Genomic DNA, 15,665 nt, shown 5'->3' with positions numbered 1-15,665 from the left:
AGAACGCCCATGAAAATTGCCATCGTCCACGACTGGCTGGTGACCTATGCCGGCGCCGAGCGCGTGCTTGCCAGCCTGCTCACTATCTGGCCGCAAGCCGACCTGTTCAGCGTCATCGACTTCCTCAGCGAGCAGGACCGCGCCCACCTGGGCGGCAAGATCGCCAAAACCACCTTTATCCAGCGCCTGCCCAAGGCCAGGACGCATTACCAGCGCTACCTGCCGCTGATGCCTCTGGCCATCGAACAGCTGGACCTGTCCGCCTATGACCTGATCATCAGCAGCAGCCATGCCGTGGCCAAGGGGGTGCTCAGCGGTCCTGACCAACTGCATATCAGCTACGTGCATTCGCCCATCCGCTATGCCTGGGACCTGCAGCACCAATACCTCAACGAAGCCGGCCTGAACCGAGGTCTGAAAGGCAGCCTGGCGCGGATGATCCTGCACTACATGCGTCTGTGGGATCAGCGCACCTCGGCCGGGGTCGATGACTTTGTGGTCAACTCACGCTTTATCGGCGCACGGGTGGCCAAGGCCTACCGGCGCGAATCGACGGTGATCTACCCCCCGGTCGACACCCGTGGCTTCAGCCTGCAAGAACACAAGCAGGACTACTACTTCACCGCCTCGCGCATGGTCCCCTACAAGCGCATGCCGATGATCGTCGAAGCCTTTGCCGCCATGCCGGACAAGCGTCTGATCGTGATCGGCGACGGCCCGGAAATGCCCAGGATCCAGGCGCTGTGCCCGACCAATGTGACGCTGATGGGCTATCAACCCTTTGCCGTACTGGTCGAACACATGCGCAATGCCAAGGCCTTTGTCTTTGCCGCCGAGGAAGACTTCGGCATCAGCCCGGTGGAAGCCCAGGCCTGCGGCACGCCAGTGATAGCTTTCGGCAAGGGCGGCGTGCTGGAAACCGTCTGCGGCCTCGATCATCCGCAGCCTACCGGGGTGTTCTACCAGCAACAGAACGCAGCGGCGCTGATCGCTGCCGTCAGCGAATTCGAAAGCGCTCAAGGCCGCATCAACAGCCAGGCCTGTCGCAGTAACGCCGAGCGTTTTTCTGCCGAGCGCTTCGAGGAGCAGATGAAGAATTTCGTCGAAAGCCGCCTGGCCGCAGCACGTCTGGCCCGTAGCCCGGCGCATTACCGCATGCCCCAGGCGACGCCCATCGTCATCGGCAGCGACCTGCCTGCGCGCGTCGTCCCGATCAAGCCCGTCTGAGCGAGCAATGTCCATGCGTACCCCTGTTCGCGGCATTCTGCATGCCCATCAATCGGCCTTGTCGATCGCCCACCGCCTGCTCGACCTGACCGTCATCGTCTCGGTCGGTTACTGGTTCAATTGTCACGGCGTGACCGCCGGCGACAGTGAAGCCTGGATGCAGATCCTTCTGGCCGTGCTGGTCTTCCACTGGCTCAGTGAGCTGCATCAGCTGTATGGCTCATGGCGCGGCGAGCGCATCCTGCGCGAGCTGGTCAAGGTGTCCAATTACTGGGGACTGACCTTCGTCATCCTGCTCACGGTGGATTACCTGCTGTTGCGCCGTGGCGACCTGCCCAGCGACGATCAGATGACCTGGTTCGCCAGTGTGCTGGCGGTGCTCTGCGGCTACCGCCTGCTGATTCGCAGCGTGCTGCACGGCATGCGCAGGCGCGGCTTCAACACCCGGCGCATCGCCATTGTCGGAACCGGTCAGGTCGGCGCCCGCCTGGCGCTGTCCATCTCCAGCGCACCGTGGATGGGCCTGAACCTACTCGGCTTCTATGACGCAGAGCCGCAGCAGATGGACCTCACCGACAGCGGCCGACGCATCCCGGTACTGGGCGATCTGCAGCAACTGGTCGAAGACGCCCGCGCCGGCAAGATCGACAAGATCTACATCACCCTGGGCCTTAGCGGCCATCCACAGTTGCCAGAGCTGATCGAGGGACTGAGCGACACCACCGCCTCGGTGTACCTGATCCCGGATGTGTTCATGTTCGAGCTGTTGCATGCACGCAGCGAGAGCATCAATGGCCTGACCAGCATCAGCATTTTTGACTCGCCCATGGACGGCGCCTGGAGCATCGTCAAGCGCCTGGAAGACATCTTGCTGGCAAGCCTGATCCTGCTGCTGATCGCCGCGCCCATGCTGCTGATTGCCCTGGCGATCAAGCTCACCTCCAGGGGACCTGTGCTGTTTCGCCAGCGCCGCTACGGCCTGGACGGGCGGGCGATCATGGTCTGGAAATTCCGCAGCATGACCGTGCAGGAAAACGGCGATGTGATCCGCCAGGCGACCCGCAACGATGCGCGGATCACCCCCTTGGGTGCGTTCTTGCGGCGCACCTCCCTGGATGAGCTGCCGCAGTTCTTCAACGTGCTGCGTGGCGACATGTCCATCGTCGGCCCGCGGCCCCACGCTGTGGCACACAACGAGCAATACCGCCGTCAGGTCAGCGGCTACATGCTGCGACACAAAGTCAAGCCGGGGATCACCGGCTGGGCCCAGATCAATGGCTGGCGCGGCGAAACCGACACCCTGGACAAGATGCGCAAGCGCATCGAATTCGACCTGCAATACATCGAGCAATGGTCGCTGTGGCTCGATCTGAAAATCATCCTGTTGACGCTGTTCAAAGGCTTTCTCAACAAGAACGCGTTTTAAGTCCCCTTCCCCTCAATGACTACCCGTCCCGGCCTGCCAGCCGGAGGGAGGTGCCTGCACGTCTGATAACCCTGTTCGGTGTTGGTAAAGGAAGCAATGAAATCACTGTGGTGCCTTGAGCACCTTATTAGGAAGGAACACCTCTATGAAGCAAACGCTAGCTGTTGTGCTGCTCTCCAGCCTTATTCTGCAAGGCTGCGCTTTTGCCCCCGGACAGCACATGACCCCTGGTGACGTCGAAGCCAGGACACCAGACGAGCCCGACGCACACCTTGTCCAGATCACCCCGCAAACCCTCAAGCAACAACAGCAGCAGGCCACCGCCGTAGCCCGGCCGCTGCCGCCGGAACTGCTCAACTACGTACCGCCTGAGTACGTGGTCGGCCCCGGTGACGCCCTGCTGGTGGTGGTCTTCGAACACCCGGAACTAACCGCGCCGGGCTCCAACGATCAACTCGATGCCAATACCCGGGAAGTGCTCAGCGACGGCACGCTGTTCTTCCCCTACGTCGGCCGGATCCAGGCAGGCGGCAAGACGGTGCGGGAAATCCGCGACCAGTTGCGCATGGGCCTGTCGCCGCAATACACCGAGGTCAAGGTCGACGTCAAAGTAGTGCGCTACAACAGCCAACGGATATTGCTCTCCGGGTCGTTCAAAGCGCCCGGCCCGCAACCGATCAACAATATTCCCCTGAGTCTGGTGCAGGCGATCAGCGTCGCCGGGCTCGACCTGGGCGACGCCAACCTGGCCGGCCTGACCCTCAGACGTGGCGGCAAGGACTATCCCATCGACGTCGACACCCTCAACCGACCGAACTCGCAACTGAACAAGATCTACCTCAAGGACGGCGATTACCTGCACCTGAACAGCAACTCGAAGAACAAGATCTATGTACTCGGCGAGGTGCAGCGTCCCCAGGTAATCACTTTCGGCACCACCAGCGTGACCCTGCTCGAAGCCCTCGGTAACTCCGGCGGCCTGAGTCCGGAAAGCGCTGATGGTGATGCGGTCTATGTGATTCGCGGTGCGCAAAACAATATCGGCAGCGCGACGGTCTTTCATCTGAACGCAGAAAAACCCACTGCCTACGTGCTGGCTAAGCAGTTCGAGCTGCAAGCACAAGACGTGGTGTTCGTCGGCCCGGCCAATATCACCCGTTGGAGCCGCTTCATCAGCCAGCTGCTGGGCTCGGCCAGCGTCATCCAGACCGGCGCCGCCTTCAGAAACTGACGGCAGCCTCCCCTTCAAGCCCCAACCGCCTCCCCGCATCGACTGCGGGGATTTTTTTGCCCGGCATTTGCTCCCCAAGTGTTGCCTCAGCAACAGTGGATCGACACTTGCTCATTGCGGCGACAGTTCTGGCTGACGAAGCCCATCGCCGAAAGTTATTAAATCCCTTTTATTTCAATCAATTAGACAACCTCAAAGAGCTGGCATGCATGCTGCTACGGCATTACACGCTCTTCCCAAGGACAAAAGCCCATGCTGGTCGTTTCACTCTCAGGCAGCCCCACCGAAAAATCCCGCTCCGGCGTGGTCCTGGCCCATGCCGCGCGCTGGCTGGAAAGCCAGGGCGTCGAGGTCAGTACCCTGCGTATTCGTGATTTCAATGCCGAAGATCTGCTCTTCGCCCGTTTCGACAGCCCCCAGGTCAAGGCCTTTATCGAAGCGGTAAGCCAGGCCGACGGTCTGCTGATCGCCACGCCGGTGTACAAGGCCTCGTTCTCCGGCGCCCTGAAAACCCTGCTCGACCTGCTGCCCGAACGCTCGTTGCTGGGCAAGGTAGTCCTGCCACTGGCCACGGGCGGCAGCATGGCCCATATGCTGGCAGTGGATTACGCGCTCAAGCCGGTGCTGTCAGCACTCAAGTGCCAGGAGGTGCTGCACGGGATCTTCGCCATCGATACCCAGATCACTTACGGCGACAATCCACAGGGCGGCACCCTCGACGAAATCCTGACCCAGCGCCTGCATGAAGGGCTGGAACATTTCCAGCATGGCTTGCAACGACGCCATCAGGCCCGGCAGATCCAGGCGGGTGGGCATTTGCGGTTGGCGTTGTAGCGCCCTTCAGTGCTCCAGCAACAACGGCACCAGCGACAGCACCAACAACGTCGCCATCCCCCAATTGAACAGGCGCAGCCCCCGCGGGTTGCGCAGTACATTGCGCAACAGGCTGCCGAAGCCGGCCCACATGCCGACGCTGGGCAGGTTGATCAGGGCGAATACCGCCGAAATCACCACGACATTGGTGAAGTAACCCTGCATGGGCGTGTAGGTGCTGATGGCGCCAATGGCCATGATCCAGGCCTTGGGATTGACCCACTGGAACAGCGCGGCGCCGATAAAGGTCAAGGGTTTGCCGGTGCTGTCGGAGGATTCCGAAGCCGGGCCGGAGGTGGCGATTTTCCACGACAGATACAGCAGATAGGCCGCGCCGATATAACGCAGCACTGTGTAGAGCACCGGCCAGGTCTGGAACACCGTGCCCAGACCGAAGCCCACCGCCAACACCAGAACGAAGAAGCCGATGCTGATGCCCAGCATATGGGGAATGGTACGGCTGAATCCGAAGTTCACCCCCGAAGCCAGCAACATGGTGTTGTTGGGGCCGGGTGTGGCTGAGGTGACAAAGGCAAACAGGGCGAATGCCAGAAGCAGATCAAGGGAGAGCGGCATCTACAGGTCCAGGGTTCAATCAATCAGGCCGATCACCGTAGCGAAGCGCTTCCTGAAAACACATGGACAGTTCAGCGAACTTTAACCAGTACAGTTTCTATAAAATCAAACTTCAGGAGGACTGTTTCAGCCCTGGCGATCGGCCTTGATGACGCCGCTATCGACGCTGACTTCGCCACGATTATCGAACTCGTGGACAGCCTGCATCTGTGGCCGGGCCATCAGGCGGGCTTTCTGAGCCTGATACTCATCGAACGACAGACCGCGACGATTCAGGTCTTCGAGGGCCAACTGATGGGTTTCTTCGGCAGTGTAAGGGCGCAGTTCCACCGGGTTGTGGGTGGAGCAACCCGTGACGATGGCAACGCTGAGCAACATGGCGAGAGTGAGAAGACGGTTCATTGTGCAGCCTCTGAATCAGGTTCATTTCGGGAATGAACCTAGGCTACGCCCGAGGCCGTTCTGGCAAAAATCACTGCGCTCGATAGTCGATATTGGGAAAGGGAGGAAAGAGATTTTGTGGAAGCGAACTCTGTGGGAGCGAATTCATTCGCGAAGAGGCCGGTACATCCGACGCATCTATATGGTCTGAAGTACCGTTTCGCGAATGAATTCGCTCCCACAAACCTGCATCGACCCGGAAAGCCGGTCCCGCAGAGAATCTGCCCGCCTTAACTCACGTCAACCAATGCCACAACAGCAAGGTCCCGACCAGCCCCACCACCGAAACGATGGTCTGCAGCACCGACCAGACCAGGATGGTCTGTTTCAGTTGCAGGCCGAAGTATTCGCGGACCATCCAGAAGCCTGCGTCGTTGACGTGGCAGAAGAACACCGAACCGGCACCGATGGCCAGGGCCACCAGGGAGCTTTGCGTGGCGGCCAGGCCTGCCATCATCGGCGCGAGGATACCCGCCGTGGTGGTGGTTGCGACCGTCGCCGAGCCAGTTGCCTGACGCAGCGCCACGGCGATCAGCCAGGCCAGCAGCAGGTACGGCATATGGGCGCCTTCAGCGACCTTGCTGATGGTCTGGCTGACACCGGCATCGAGCAGGGTCTGCTTGAGGCCGCCACCGGCACCAATGGTCAGCAACAGCACGGCTATCGGCGCCAGGCTCTTACGCAGCGTACCGCCCACCTGTTCCCGGGAGATGCCATTGGCCCAACCCAGGCAGATCACTGCGGCAATCACCGCCAGACCCAGAGCTACCAGCGGCTCGCCGAGGAATTTCAGAGTCAAGGCAACGTTGCTTTCCGGCGCCATGGCCACTTTGGCCAGGGTACTGCCGAGCATCAGGATGACCGGCAGCAGGATGATCAGCAGCGACACGCCGAAGCTCGGCTGGCGCTTGGCCTCAGGCTTGGCCGAAAACAGTTCGCCCAACTCGGCAGGCGCTTCGATATGCAGACGCTTGGACAACCAGTTGCCATACAGAGGACCGGCCAGAATCACCGCCGGAACCGCGATGCAGATGCCCAGGAGCATGGTCAGGCCCAGGTCGGCATGCAGCGCGCTCACCGCAATCAATGGCCCCGGATGAGGGGGCATCAAGGCATGCAAGGTGGTCATCCCCGCCAGGGCCGGGATGGCGATTTTCAGCAGCGGCTGGTCAGAGCGACGGGCCATGACGAAGATGATCGGCACCATCATCACCAGACCGACTTCGAAGAACAGTGGCAAGCCGATGACCATGGCCACCAGCGCCATGACCCAGGGCAGCATGCGCCCCTTGCCCAGCCCCAGCAGGGTACTGGCAATGCGGTCGGCAGCACCGGACTCGGCCATCAGCGCACCGAGCATGGCGCCCAGGGCAATGATGATCCCGGCCTCGCCGAGAATGCCGCCCGCGCCTTTACTGAACGCCTTGGCCACCGCTTCAGCGGGCAAGCCAGCGCCGATGCCGGCAATGAAAGTACCAATCAGGATCGAGAGAAAGGGGGGAAGCTTGGTCAGGCTGATCAATACGATGATGGTGGCAATGGCCACCAGGCAGCAGATGATCAGACGGGTGTCATGCACCAACCAGGCAGCAGACGATACATCCAAGGGATGACTCCTTATCGTTGTGTGTGTGCGTTTCGATGGAAACATTTGGTTATAGTTTTTTTCGAAACGATACCTTATCACCTAACGATTACAGGAAATTCTTTACATAAAAATTGGCTTTAACCCCTCTATCTAAAGGGTTTCTCCTGGATTATGCGCACATTCGATCAAGACCTCGCGCAGGGCCTGGGCGGCCGCCGAGAGCTGATGATCGGCCAGCATCATCAAACCGATACGTCGTTCGATACGCGGCTCGGACAGCGCCACGCAATGGGCACCCAGCTCCTGCATCTGCTGGATGCACAGTGATGGCACCGCGCTGACCCCCAGGCCATTGGCGACCATGCGCCCGACCGTAGAAAGTTGATGACTCTCAAAGGCCACAGAGAGCTTGCCGTGCTGCGCCTGAACATGGTCCTCAAGCAGCAGACGCACCGCGGACGGACGCTGCAGGGCAATGAAATCCTCCTTGAGCAGATCACTCCAGGTCAGCTCCTTGCGCAAGGCCAATGGCGACTCCCTGGGCACCACCGCAACAAAGCGGTCCATGTAGAACGGCGTGAACAGCAGCTCGTTGCTAGACTCCGGTTCGAAACCGATGCCCAGTTCGACCCGGCGATGGCGGACCATTTCCAGTACCTGCTCGTTGATCACGTCATGCACCGCCACATTGACCCGCGGGAAACGCCCGCGAAAGACCTTGAGCGCCGCAGGCAGCAAGGTCCCGGCAAACGATGGCATGGCCGACACCGAGACCCGCCCCAGTTGCAGGGTGAACCGCTGACGCAGCAATTCCTCGGTGTTGTCCCAGTCGGCCAGCAGTTGCCGGGCCAGAGGCAGCAGGGTTTCACCTTCCGGGGTCAGGCTGACGCTGCGGGTGGTGCGGCTGAGCAGTTGGCCGCCCAGGTCTTCTTCCAGGGCCTTGATCGTCAGGCTCAGGGCCGGTTGCGACAGATGCAGGCGCTCCCCGGCCTGGGCAAAGCTCAGGCTCTGGGCCACGGCCAGAAATGCACGCAGTTGCTTGACGTTCATATATTTAGTTTTCTTATCAATTAATCATAAAAACAAAATTAACAAATCATTGCCTGCGAGAGAAGATGCAACCAACGCCCCACCGACAGACTCGTCGGTCACTAATCAATAAAAAAGGCAGATCATCATGGCCGGACTCGACAAACGAGTTGCAACCTACGAAGAGGCCCTCGCCGGGCTGACCGATAACATGACCGTACTGGCAGGTGGCTTTGGCCTGTGCGGCATCCCGGAAAACCTGATTGCCCAGATCAAGCGCATGGGCGTCAAGGGCCTGACTGTTGTCTCCAACAACTGCGGCGTCGACGGTTTCGGCCTCGGCATCCTGCTGGAAGACCGGCAGATCCGTAAGATGATCTCCTCCTACGTCGGCGAAAACGCCCTGTTCGAGCGCCAACTGCTCGACGGCGAGCTGGAAGTCGAGCTCACGCCCCAAGGCACCCTCGCGGAAAAACTGCGCGCAGGCGGTGCCGGCATCCCCGCTTTCTACACCGCCACCGGTTACGGCACCCCCGTTGCCGACGGCAAGGAAACCCGCCAGTTCAACGGCCGCAACGTGATCCTGGAAGAAGCCATCACCGGTGACTTCGCCATCGTCAAGGGCTGGAAAGCCGACCACTTCGGCAACGTGGTCTACCGCCACACCGCGCAGAACTTCAACCCGGTCGTGGCCACCGCCGGCCGCATCACCGTGGTCGAAGTGGAAGAAATCGTCGAACCTGGCGTGCTCCTGCCGACTGAAATCCATACCCCTGGCATCTATGTCGACCGCGTGATCCTGGGCACCTTCGAGAAGCGCATCGAACAGCGCACCCTGAAGAAAGCCTGATCACTGTCCATAACAACAAAGAGATTTCAGACCATGGCACTTTCCCGCGAACAAATGGCCCAGCGCGTCGCCCGCGAACTGAAGGACGGCTACTACGTCAACCTCGGTATCGGCATCCCGACCCTGGTGGCCAACTATGTACCCGATGACATCGACGTGATGCTGCAATCGGAAAACGGCCTGCTCGGCATGGGCGAATTTCCCACCGAAGAAACCGTCGATGCCGACATGATCAACGCCGGCAAACAAACCGTGACCGCCCGCAAAGGCGCGTCGATCTTCTCCTCCGCCGAATCCTTCGCCATGATCCGTGGCGGCCATGTCGACCTGACCGTGCTCGGTGCCTTCGAAGTCGACGTCGAGGGCAACATCGCCTCGTGGATGATCCCTGGCAAGCTGGTCAAGGGCATGGGTGGCGCGATGGACCTGGTGGCCGGTGCCGACAACATCATCGTCACCATGACCCATGCTTCCAAGGACGGCGAATCCAAGCTGCTGTCGCGCTGCAGCCTGCCCCTGACCGGTGCCGGTTGCATCCGCAAGGTGCTGACCGACCTGGCCTACCTGGAAATCGAAAACGGTGCTTTCATCCTGCGCGAGCGAGCGCCAGGGGTCAGCGTCGAAGAGATCATCGCCAAGACCGCCGGCAAGCTGATCGTGCCGGACGATGTCGTCGAAATGAGCTTCTGATACCGCTGTAACACTGGGTATTCATGCTGCATCTGGCTGCCTCTTCGGATACGAAGGGGCAGCCTACGTTTTAGCTACAAGCGTTTTTGCGTCGCACTGCCAATAACTAGAAACCCTTCAAGAATAATTCCAAAGAGGTAATACACGTGGCCGCTGATATTGAAGAAAGCCGCTATGCCCGATTTGCCCTGCGCTGCGCCAAGTGGGCCGAACGCTGGTTCCCTGACTCCTGGGTGTTCGCCGCCCTGGCAGTCGTCATCGTCACCGTTGGCACCCTGGCCATGGGCGCCAAGCCCGCAGATGCCGCCAAAGCCTTTGGCGACGGTTTCTGGAGCCTGATTCCCTTCACCATGCAAATGGCCTTCGTGGTCATCGGCGGCTATGTAGTCGCCAGCTCGCCACCGGCAGTCAAGCTGATCGACCGCCTGGCGCGAATCCCGAAAAACGGCCGCTCGGCCGTGGCCTGGGTTGCGCTGATTTCCATGGTCGCGTCGCTGCTGAACTGGGGCCTGTCGCTGGTCTTCGGCGGCCTGCTGGTTCGCGCCCTCGCCCGCCGCACCGACTTGAAGATGGACTACCGCGCCGCCGGTGCCGCGGCCTATCTGGGCCTTGGCGCCGTGTGGGCATTGGGCCTGTCGTCGTCGGCTGCGCAGTTGCAGGCCAATCCGGCCAGCCTGCCGCCATCGATTCTGGCGATCACCGGGGTGATTCCATTCACCCAAACCATCTTCCTCTGGCAGTCCGGCGTCATGCTGGCCGCTCTGGTGGTGATCTCGATCATCGTCGCCTACGCCACCGCACCCGGGCCGAACAGCGCCCGTGATGCCAAGGCCTGCGGCGTCGACCCAAGCTTCAACCTGCCACCACTGGCGCCGCGCTCGCGTCCGGGCGAATGGCTGGAATACAGCCCGCTGCTGATCATCCTGATGGTGCTGCTGGCCGCTGGCTGGTTGTTCAACGAGTTCTCGACCAAATCAGCGATCACCGCGATTTCCGGCCTGAACACCTATAACTTCCTGTTCATCATGGCCGGTGCCCTGCTGCACTGGCGCCCGCGCAGCTTCCTCGATGCCGTGGCCCGCGCCGTGCCGACCACTACCGGCGTACTGATCCAGTTCCCGCTGTATGGCTCCATTGCCGCGCTGATGACCACGGTCAAAGGCGGTGATGCACAGACCCTGGCGCACCATATCTCCACCTTCTTCACCAGCATCGCCTCCCATGACACCTATGCGCTGCTGATGGGCGTGTACTCGGCGATCCTCGGCTTTTTCATTCCGTCCGGTGGAGGCAAGTGGATCATCGAAGCGCCGTATGTGATGCAAGTGGCCAACGACCTGAAATTCCACCTGGGCTGGGCGGTGCAGATCTACAACGCTGCCGAAGCGCTGCCGAACCTGATCAACCCGTTCTATATGCTGCCGCTGCTGGGCGTGTTGGGCCTCAAGGCACGCGACCTGATCGGTTTCTCCTTCGTGCAATTGCTGGTGCATACACCGCTGGTGTTGTTCCTGCTGTGGTTCCTCGGTACTACCCTGGCCTATATACCGCCGGTAATGCCTTAGATACAGCCGTAGGACCGGCTTCAGCCGGGAGCACGTGCTGCTGAAACAAAAACGCCGAGGCCACGACCCTCGGCGTTTTTATTTGTACGGCTGTCTTTGTAATGTGGAGCACAGCATAACCGGCAAAAATAGTGGCACCTATGTGGGAGATCCCGCCCCGTCTACGACGCCGCGCTGTCACGCAGCAAACACTAACCGCAGCAGGGAGCAAATCTTGTGGGAGCGAATTCATTCGCGAAGAGGCCGTTACATTCGACGCACCTTCATCGCCTGGAACACCGCCTTCGCGAATAAATTCGCTCCCACATATCTGCCCGAAACGTTATTCCGAGTCAGGGATTTTGAGCATAGTTACGCTCCACCTTGCAGACTCTGGTCGTGAACGCGCGATACCAACTCGCCCGCCCCTGCTGCCGAACCTCGCTGTGCTCCGCGTGGTTTTTCCACGCGGCAATGGCCGCTTCGCTGCTCCAGTAGGACACAGTAATCCCCAGACCATCGCTGCCGCGGGCCGAGTCCACCCCGAGAAAACCCGGTTGCTCGCGAGCCAGCTCGACCATGCGCTGCGCCGCCTGTTCGTAAGCCTGGCCGTCGTCATCGACGCGCAGCGAGGTAAAGATCACCGCGTAGTAAGGCGTGGCAAAGGTTGCGGTCAGCATGACGAGCCCTCCCCTGCGCACGCCGCGACAAACGCTGAAACCAGCGGCGGCACCTGGCCTTGAAGTGCGGCCTGCTCCGGTTGGAACAGGGTGGCGACGAAGAACCCCGGCCCCGGCAACTCCACTGCTCGCACGCTGCCCACCGGGTCGCGGCCGCTGATCAGCATGCCGGACTCGATCAGCGCGGCTTCGATCCCTGGCTTGAGGCCATAGCTGCAACGATAGCGCTCGACGATCTCTTTCGCGCCATAGGCTCTGCCCAGGCGTGAATCAGGCGTGCAACGAATCGCCGCCGAGGCCTCGACCAGGGCACAGGCCAGGGGGGTGATGATCGCCTGCCCGGCGTCCGGGCTGGTCTCGGCATGCTCGGCATCGGCCCAACCCAGCACGTTACGGGCGTATTCGATCAACGCATGCTGAAAACCACCGCAAGTACCCAGAAAGGCCACTTGCTGCTCGCGGGCATAACGAATCGCCGTCAGCGCACCGCCCATGTTCCGATAGGGGCTGGCGGGCACGCACCAGATACCGTCGAACCCCTCCAGAACCCGCGCATCACCAATGCTCTCGGTGTCCAGCCACTGCGCCGACAACTTGATCCCGCCGAGTTTGGCCGCCCCTTCCAGCGCCAGGGGAATCGCCCGATGCGCCGCCACGCCGCTGTTCTGCTCGCCAACCAATGCCACCCGCACTTCCCGTCCGATGCCGCTCATGTCCTACCCCGATGTTGTATTGGCTGTCTATCGGGCAGAACTATATGATTGCGCCTGCGCATTAAAAATTGGCATTCAGACAAGCGATCTATGCAGCCATGCACTATCGAATCAATCACTCTGACCTTTGCCTGATCCTCGCCCTGGTGCAGGGTAAAACCCTGGCCCGGGCGGCCGAACTGCTCAAGGTCGACGTTTCTACGGTCTTTCGCTCGGCACGCAAGCTGGAAGCGGCGCTGGGCACCTCGCTGTTCGAGAAGAACCGCAGCGGTTATCAACCGACCCAGGCCGCGCTGGCTCTGGCGCAACAGGCGGAAAGTGCCGAGCAGGCCCTGGAGCTGGCGCAGATCAGCCTTGAACAGGGCCGGGAAACCGTCAGCGGCACGGTACGTCTGACCTGTGCCGGAACCATGTTGCAAAGCCTGTTGCTGCCCGCCCTGAGCCGCTTCATGCCGCGCTACCCGGCCCTGCGCCTGGAGCTGACCACGTCCAGCGCTTTCGCCAATCTCAGCCGCCGCGACGCCGACATCGCCATGCGCCTGACCAGCACGCCGCCCGAGCATCTGGTGGGTAATCGTCTTGGCAGCGTGAGTTTTGTGGTCTGCGCCAGCGCTGCCTATCTGCAACGCTGCGGCCACCGCGACCTGGCTGCCATGGACTGGATCGCCCCTGACGACTTCCTGCCCGACCACGAGACCGTGGCCTGGCGTCGGCAGGCGCTACCGGGTGTGGTACCGAGCTATCGCTGCAACTCGATGATCACGGTGACGGAAATGGTCCGCGCCGGAATGGGCGTGGCGGCCCTGCCGGACTTTCTACTCAGTGACCTGGAGTGCCTGAGCGAACCGCTGCAAGGTTACGACACGGCGCTGTGGCTGCTGACCCGCCCCGACTGCCGCGCCCTGCGCTCAGTGGCGACGCTGTTCAGCGAGCTGACCCGTAATATCAGGTTGTCGGCGCCGCACTGAGACTGCGCCGGAACTGCCCCGGCGGCATGCCGTTGGCCTGGCGAAAGCGCCGGGAGAAGTAAGCTTCGTCGGCAAAGCCGCAGGCCTGGGCGATGTGGCTGATGGGCTGGGTGCTGTTCATCAGGTGAGTGCGGGCCAGACGCATGCGCCGTTCCAGCACCAGTTCGGAAAAGGTGTGGCCGGTTTCCTTGCGCAGCAGGTGGGTCAGGTAGTTGGGTGAGAGGAACGCAGCCGCCGCAGCATCCTTGAGGGTCATACCCGGGTCGGCAATATGCTCGCGGATATAGTCCATCACTCGCCCCAGCGCATCCCGCCGCCCGCGTTTGTGCGCCTTGCTCGCCGACAGCGCCCATAGCGGCTCATGAAACAGGTTGCAGACCTGGCCGATCAGTTGCAGCAACAGACCGCGCAGAATCAGCCCCGAACCCAGGTGACGTTCACGGTCGATCTCGCGCATGGCTTCCAGCAACTGCAAGATCGCCGCGAAAGCCTGGTCGTCGAGGATGAAGTCCAGGTGTTCCTGAAAACGGAATGGCGCCAGCTCCGGCGCATCGTTGATGGAAACGTCCTCAAGATCCAACGGATCGCACCGCATCTGTTGCAGGAAAAATTCCTGGGAGAAGTTGATCAGGACGAAATTGCCGTCTTCCGGATGCGGAATCACATGCAGGCGATGGGGCAGGATAAAGGCCAGGGTATTGCGCGGAAACGCCCGCACCGCACCGCCGATATGCTGCACGGTGTCGCCACCCAGATTGATCTGGATCTGGAAGTACTCGTGTCGATGGGGCGACGTCAGGGCCGGGCGCGCTGACTTGTCACGGATATAGAAATCCGGACGATCGCTGCGTTGCTGCATGTCGTAGGTGGGGACGCGGGATAAATCAACCATCTTTGAAGCTCACTGGGCCCTGACCGGTGCATGGTAGGGCATGAGCGATGGACAGACCAACCCGGATCAGCACCGTTGAAGCGAAGCTTGCTCGCGAATCAGGCACCGCAGTACATCAGCTAAACCTCGGTGAAACCTTCGCGGGCAAGCCTCGCTCCAACGACCGAATGAGATCAGCGAGTACCGATAGTCAGGGAAAACTGGCTGACGCCCTCTACCCCGCCCGTCACTACATCACCTTGCTGCAAGGCACCCACGCCCGCCGGCGTACCGGTGTAAATCAGGTCGCCGGCCTTGAGGCCCACCGATTGCGACAGGTAGGCGATCACATCCTTGACCGACCAGATCTGATCGGCCAGGTCACCGCGCTGGCGCTGCTCGCCGTTGACGTCGAGCCAGACCAGGCCTTTGTCCGGGTGACCGATACGGCTGGCCGGCAACAGCGGCGTCGCCGGGCCGGACTGGTCAAAGGCCTTGGCGAACTCCCATGGCCTGCCCATTTTTTTAGCCTGGGCCTGCAAGTCCCGACGGGTCAGGTCCAGGCCGACGCCGTAACCCCAGACATGCTCAAGGGCATTTTCAGGGTCGATATCGATGCCGTCCTTGCCAATGGCCACGATCAACTCGACTTCGTGGTGCAGGTCCTGGGTCAGCGGCGGATAGGCAATACGACCTTCAGCCGGGACCACGGCATCAGCAGGTTTCATGAAGAAGAAAGGCGGCTCGCGATCCGGATCGTGGCCCATTTCACGGGCGTGTTCGGAGTAGTTACGGCCGACACAGAACACCCGGCGAATGGGGAAACGCTCGGCAGTGCCGTCTACCGCCAGGGATGGGGTGGCAACGGGGGCAATTACAAATTCAGTCATGATTGGCTCCTATCTTTAAGGGCGTGTGAGCGAGGCTTGCCCGCGAAGGCAATCGCAAGGACGCAAAA

Annotated in this window: 16 protein-coding genes; 8 read left to right on the top strand and 8 right to left on the bottom strand. The window is 61.0% G+C overall.

Annotated elements, in window-relative coordinates:
- The first annotated feature begins 9 nt into the window (after positions 1 to 9).
- From M2401_RS33410 to ssuE, 4 genes are all read left to right on the top strand, one after another.
- Positions 10 to 1,227, top strand: a complete 1,218-nt coding sequence (locus M2401_RS33410; protein ID WP_259111206.1) for a glycosyltransferase family 4 protein — start codon at positions 10 to 12, stop codon at positions 1,225 to 1,227.
- A gap of 13 nt (positions 1,228 to 1,240) precedes the next feature.
- Complete coding sequence (locus M2401_RS33405) at positions 1,241 to 2,653, top strand: undecaprenyl-phosphate glucose phosphotransferase (RefSeq protein ID WP_259111204.1); 1,413 nt, start codon at positions 1,241 to 1,243, stop codon at positions 2,651 to 2,653.
- A 145-nt stretch (positions 2,654 to 2,798) separates the two neighbouring features.
- Positions 2,799 to 3,884, top strand: coding sequence for a polysaccharide biosynthesis/export family protein (locus M2401_RS33400; RefSeq protein ID WP_259111202.1), 1,086 nt, complete (start codon positions 2,799 to 2,801; stop codon positions 3,882 to 3,884).
- Between the two features lie 252 nt (positions 3,885 to 4,136).
- Complete coding sequence (gene ssuE, locus M2401_RS33395; protein WP_259111200.1) at positions 4,137 to 4,718, top strand: NADPH-dependent FMN reductase; 582 nt, start codon at positions 4,137 to 4,139, stop codon at positions 4,716 to 4,718.
- 6 nt (positions 4,719 to 4,724) lie between these two features.
- Here ssuE and M2401_RS33390 read toward each other — a convergent pair whose 3' ends face one another.
- From M2401_RS33390 to M2401_RS33375, 4 genes are all read right to left on the bottom strand, one after another.
- On the bottom strand, positions 4,725 to 5,333 hold the full coding sequence (locus M2401_RS33390) for a LysE family translocator (RefSeq protein ID WP_259111198.1): 609 nt from the start codon (positions 5,331 to 5,333) through the stop codon (positions 4,725 to 4,727).
- A 126-nt stretch (positions 5,334 to 5,459) separates the two neighbouring features.
- The gene (locus M2401_RS33385; protein WP_259111197.1) at positions 5,460 to 5,735 is read right to left on the bottom strand and encodes a hypothetical protein; all 276 of its coding nucleotides are present in this window, start codon (positions 5,733 to 5,735) and stop codon (positions 5,460 to 5,462) included.
- 274 nt (positions 5,736 to 6,009) lie between these two features.
- Positions 6,010 to 7,380: a GntP family permease gene (locus M2401_RS33380; protein ID WP_259111195.1), complete on the bottom strand. Its 1,371-nt coding sequence runs from the start codon at positions 7,378 to 7,380 to the stop codon at positions 6,010 to 6,012.
- Positions 7,381 to 7,512: 132 nt separating this feature from the next.
- Positions 7,513 to 8,412: a LysR family transcriptional regulator gene (locus tag M2401_RS33375; RefSeq protein ID WP_259111194.1), complete on the bottom strand. Its 900-nt coding sequence runs from the start codon at positions 8,410 to 8,412 to the stop codon at positions 7,513 to 7,515.
- A gap of 127 nt (positions 8,413 to 8,539) precedes the next feature.
- On the opposite strand from M2401_RS33375, the gene M2401_RS33370 reads away from it, so the two are divergent.
- The 3 genes from M2401_RS33370 (at position 8,540) to M2401_RS33360 (ending at position 11,496) form a co-directional block, all read left to right on the top strand.
- A complete protein-coding gene (locus M2401_RS33370) occupies positions 8,540 to 9,241 on the top strand; it encodes a CoA transferase subunit A (RefSeq protein ID WP_259111192.1) in 702 nt (233 codons plus the stop codon).
- 33 nt (positions 9,242 to 9,274) lie between these two features.
- Positions 9,275 to 9,931 carry a CoA transferase subunit B gene (locus tag M2401_RS33365; protein ID WP_259111190.1) on the top strand — a complete coding sequence of 219 codons (657 nt, stop codon included), beginning with the start codon at positions 9,275 to 9,277 and terminating at the stop codon, positions 9,929 to 9,931.
- 146 nt (positions 9,932 to 10,077) lie between these two features.
- A complete protein-coding gene (locus tag M2401_RS33360) occupies positions 10,078 to 11,496 on the top strand; it encodes a short-chain fatty acid transporter (RefSeq protein WP_259111188.1) in 1,419 nt (472 codons plus the stop codon).
- 332 nt (positions 11,497 to 11,828) lie between these two features.
- Here the strand turns inward: M2401_RS33360 and M2401_RS33355 are convergent, their stop codons facing one another.
- Together M2401_RS33355 and M2401_RS33350 are read right to left on the bottom strand one after the other, a co-directional pair.
- On the bottom strand, positions 11,829 to 12,155 hold the full coding sequence (locus M2401_RS33355; protein ID WP_259111186.1) for an antibiotic biosynthesis monooxygenase: 327 nt from the start codon (positions 12,153 to 12,155) through the stop codon (positions 11,829 to 11,831).
- Positions 12,149 to 12,868 carry a CTP synthase gene (locus M2401_RS33350; RefSeq protein WP_259111185.1) on the bottom strand — a complete coding sequence of 240 codons (720 nt, stop codon included), beginning with the start codon at positions 12,866 to 12,868 and terminating at the stop codon, positions 12,149 to 12,151. Before M2401_RS33350 ends, M2401_RS33355 begins: the two co-directional genes overlap by 7 nt.
- A 98-nt stretch (positions 12,869 to 12,966) precedes the next feature.
- Here M2401_RS33350 and M2401_RS33345 point away from each other — a divergent pair, with 98 nt between their 5' ends.
- Complete coding sequence (locus tag M2401_RS33345; RefSeq protein WP_259111184.1) at positions 12,967 to 13,836, top strand: LysR substrate-binding domain-containing protein; 870 nt, start codon at positions 12,967 to 12,969, stop codon at positions 13,834 to 13,836.
- Here M2401_RS33345 and M2401_RS33340 read toward each other — a convergent pair.
- Complete coding sequence (locus M2401_RS33340; RefSeq protein WP_259111182.1) at positions 13,814 to 14,728, bottom strand: AraC family transcriptional regulator; 915 nt, start codon at positions 14,726 to 14,728, stop codon at positions 13,814 to 13,816. The two genes, M2401_RS33345 and M2401_RS33340, sit on opposite strands and share 23 nt — an antisense overlap.
- A gap of 173 nt (positions 14,729 to 14,901) precedes the next feature.
- Positions 14,902 to 15,597 (bottom strand): fumarylacetoacetate hydrolase family protein, encoded by a 696-nt coding sequence (locus M2401_RS33335; protein WP_259111180.1) that lies wholly within the window; start codon positions 15,595 to 15,597, stop codon positions 14,902 to 14,904.
- Positions 15,598 to 15,665: the final 68 nt, after the last annotated feature.

Origin of the sequence: Pseudomonas sp. JUb42 (assembly GCF_024807945.1) — a bacterium.
Classification (GTDB): Bacteria; Pseudomonadota; Gammaproteobacteria; order Pseudomonadales; family Pseudomonadaceae; genus Aquipseudomonas.
This window is presented reverse-complemented; position numbering and strand designations above follow the sequence as displayed.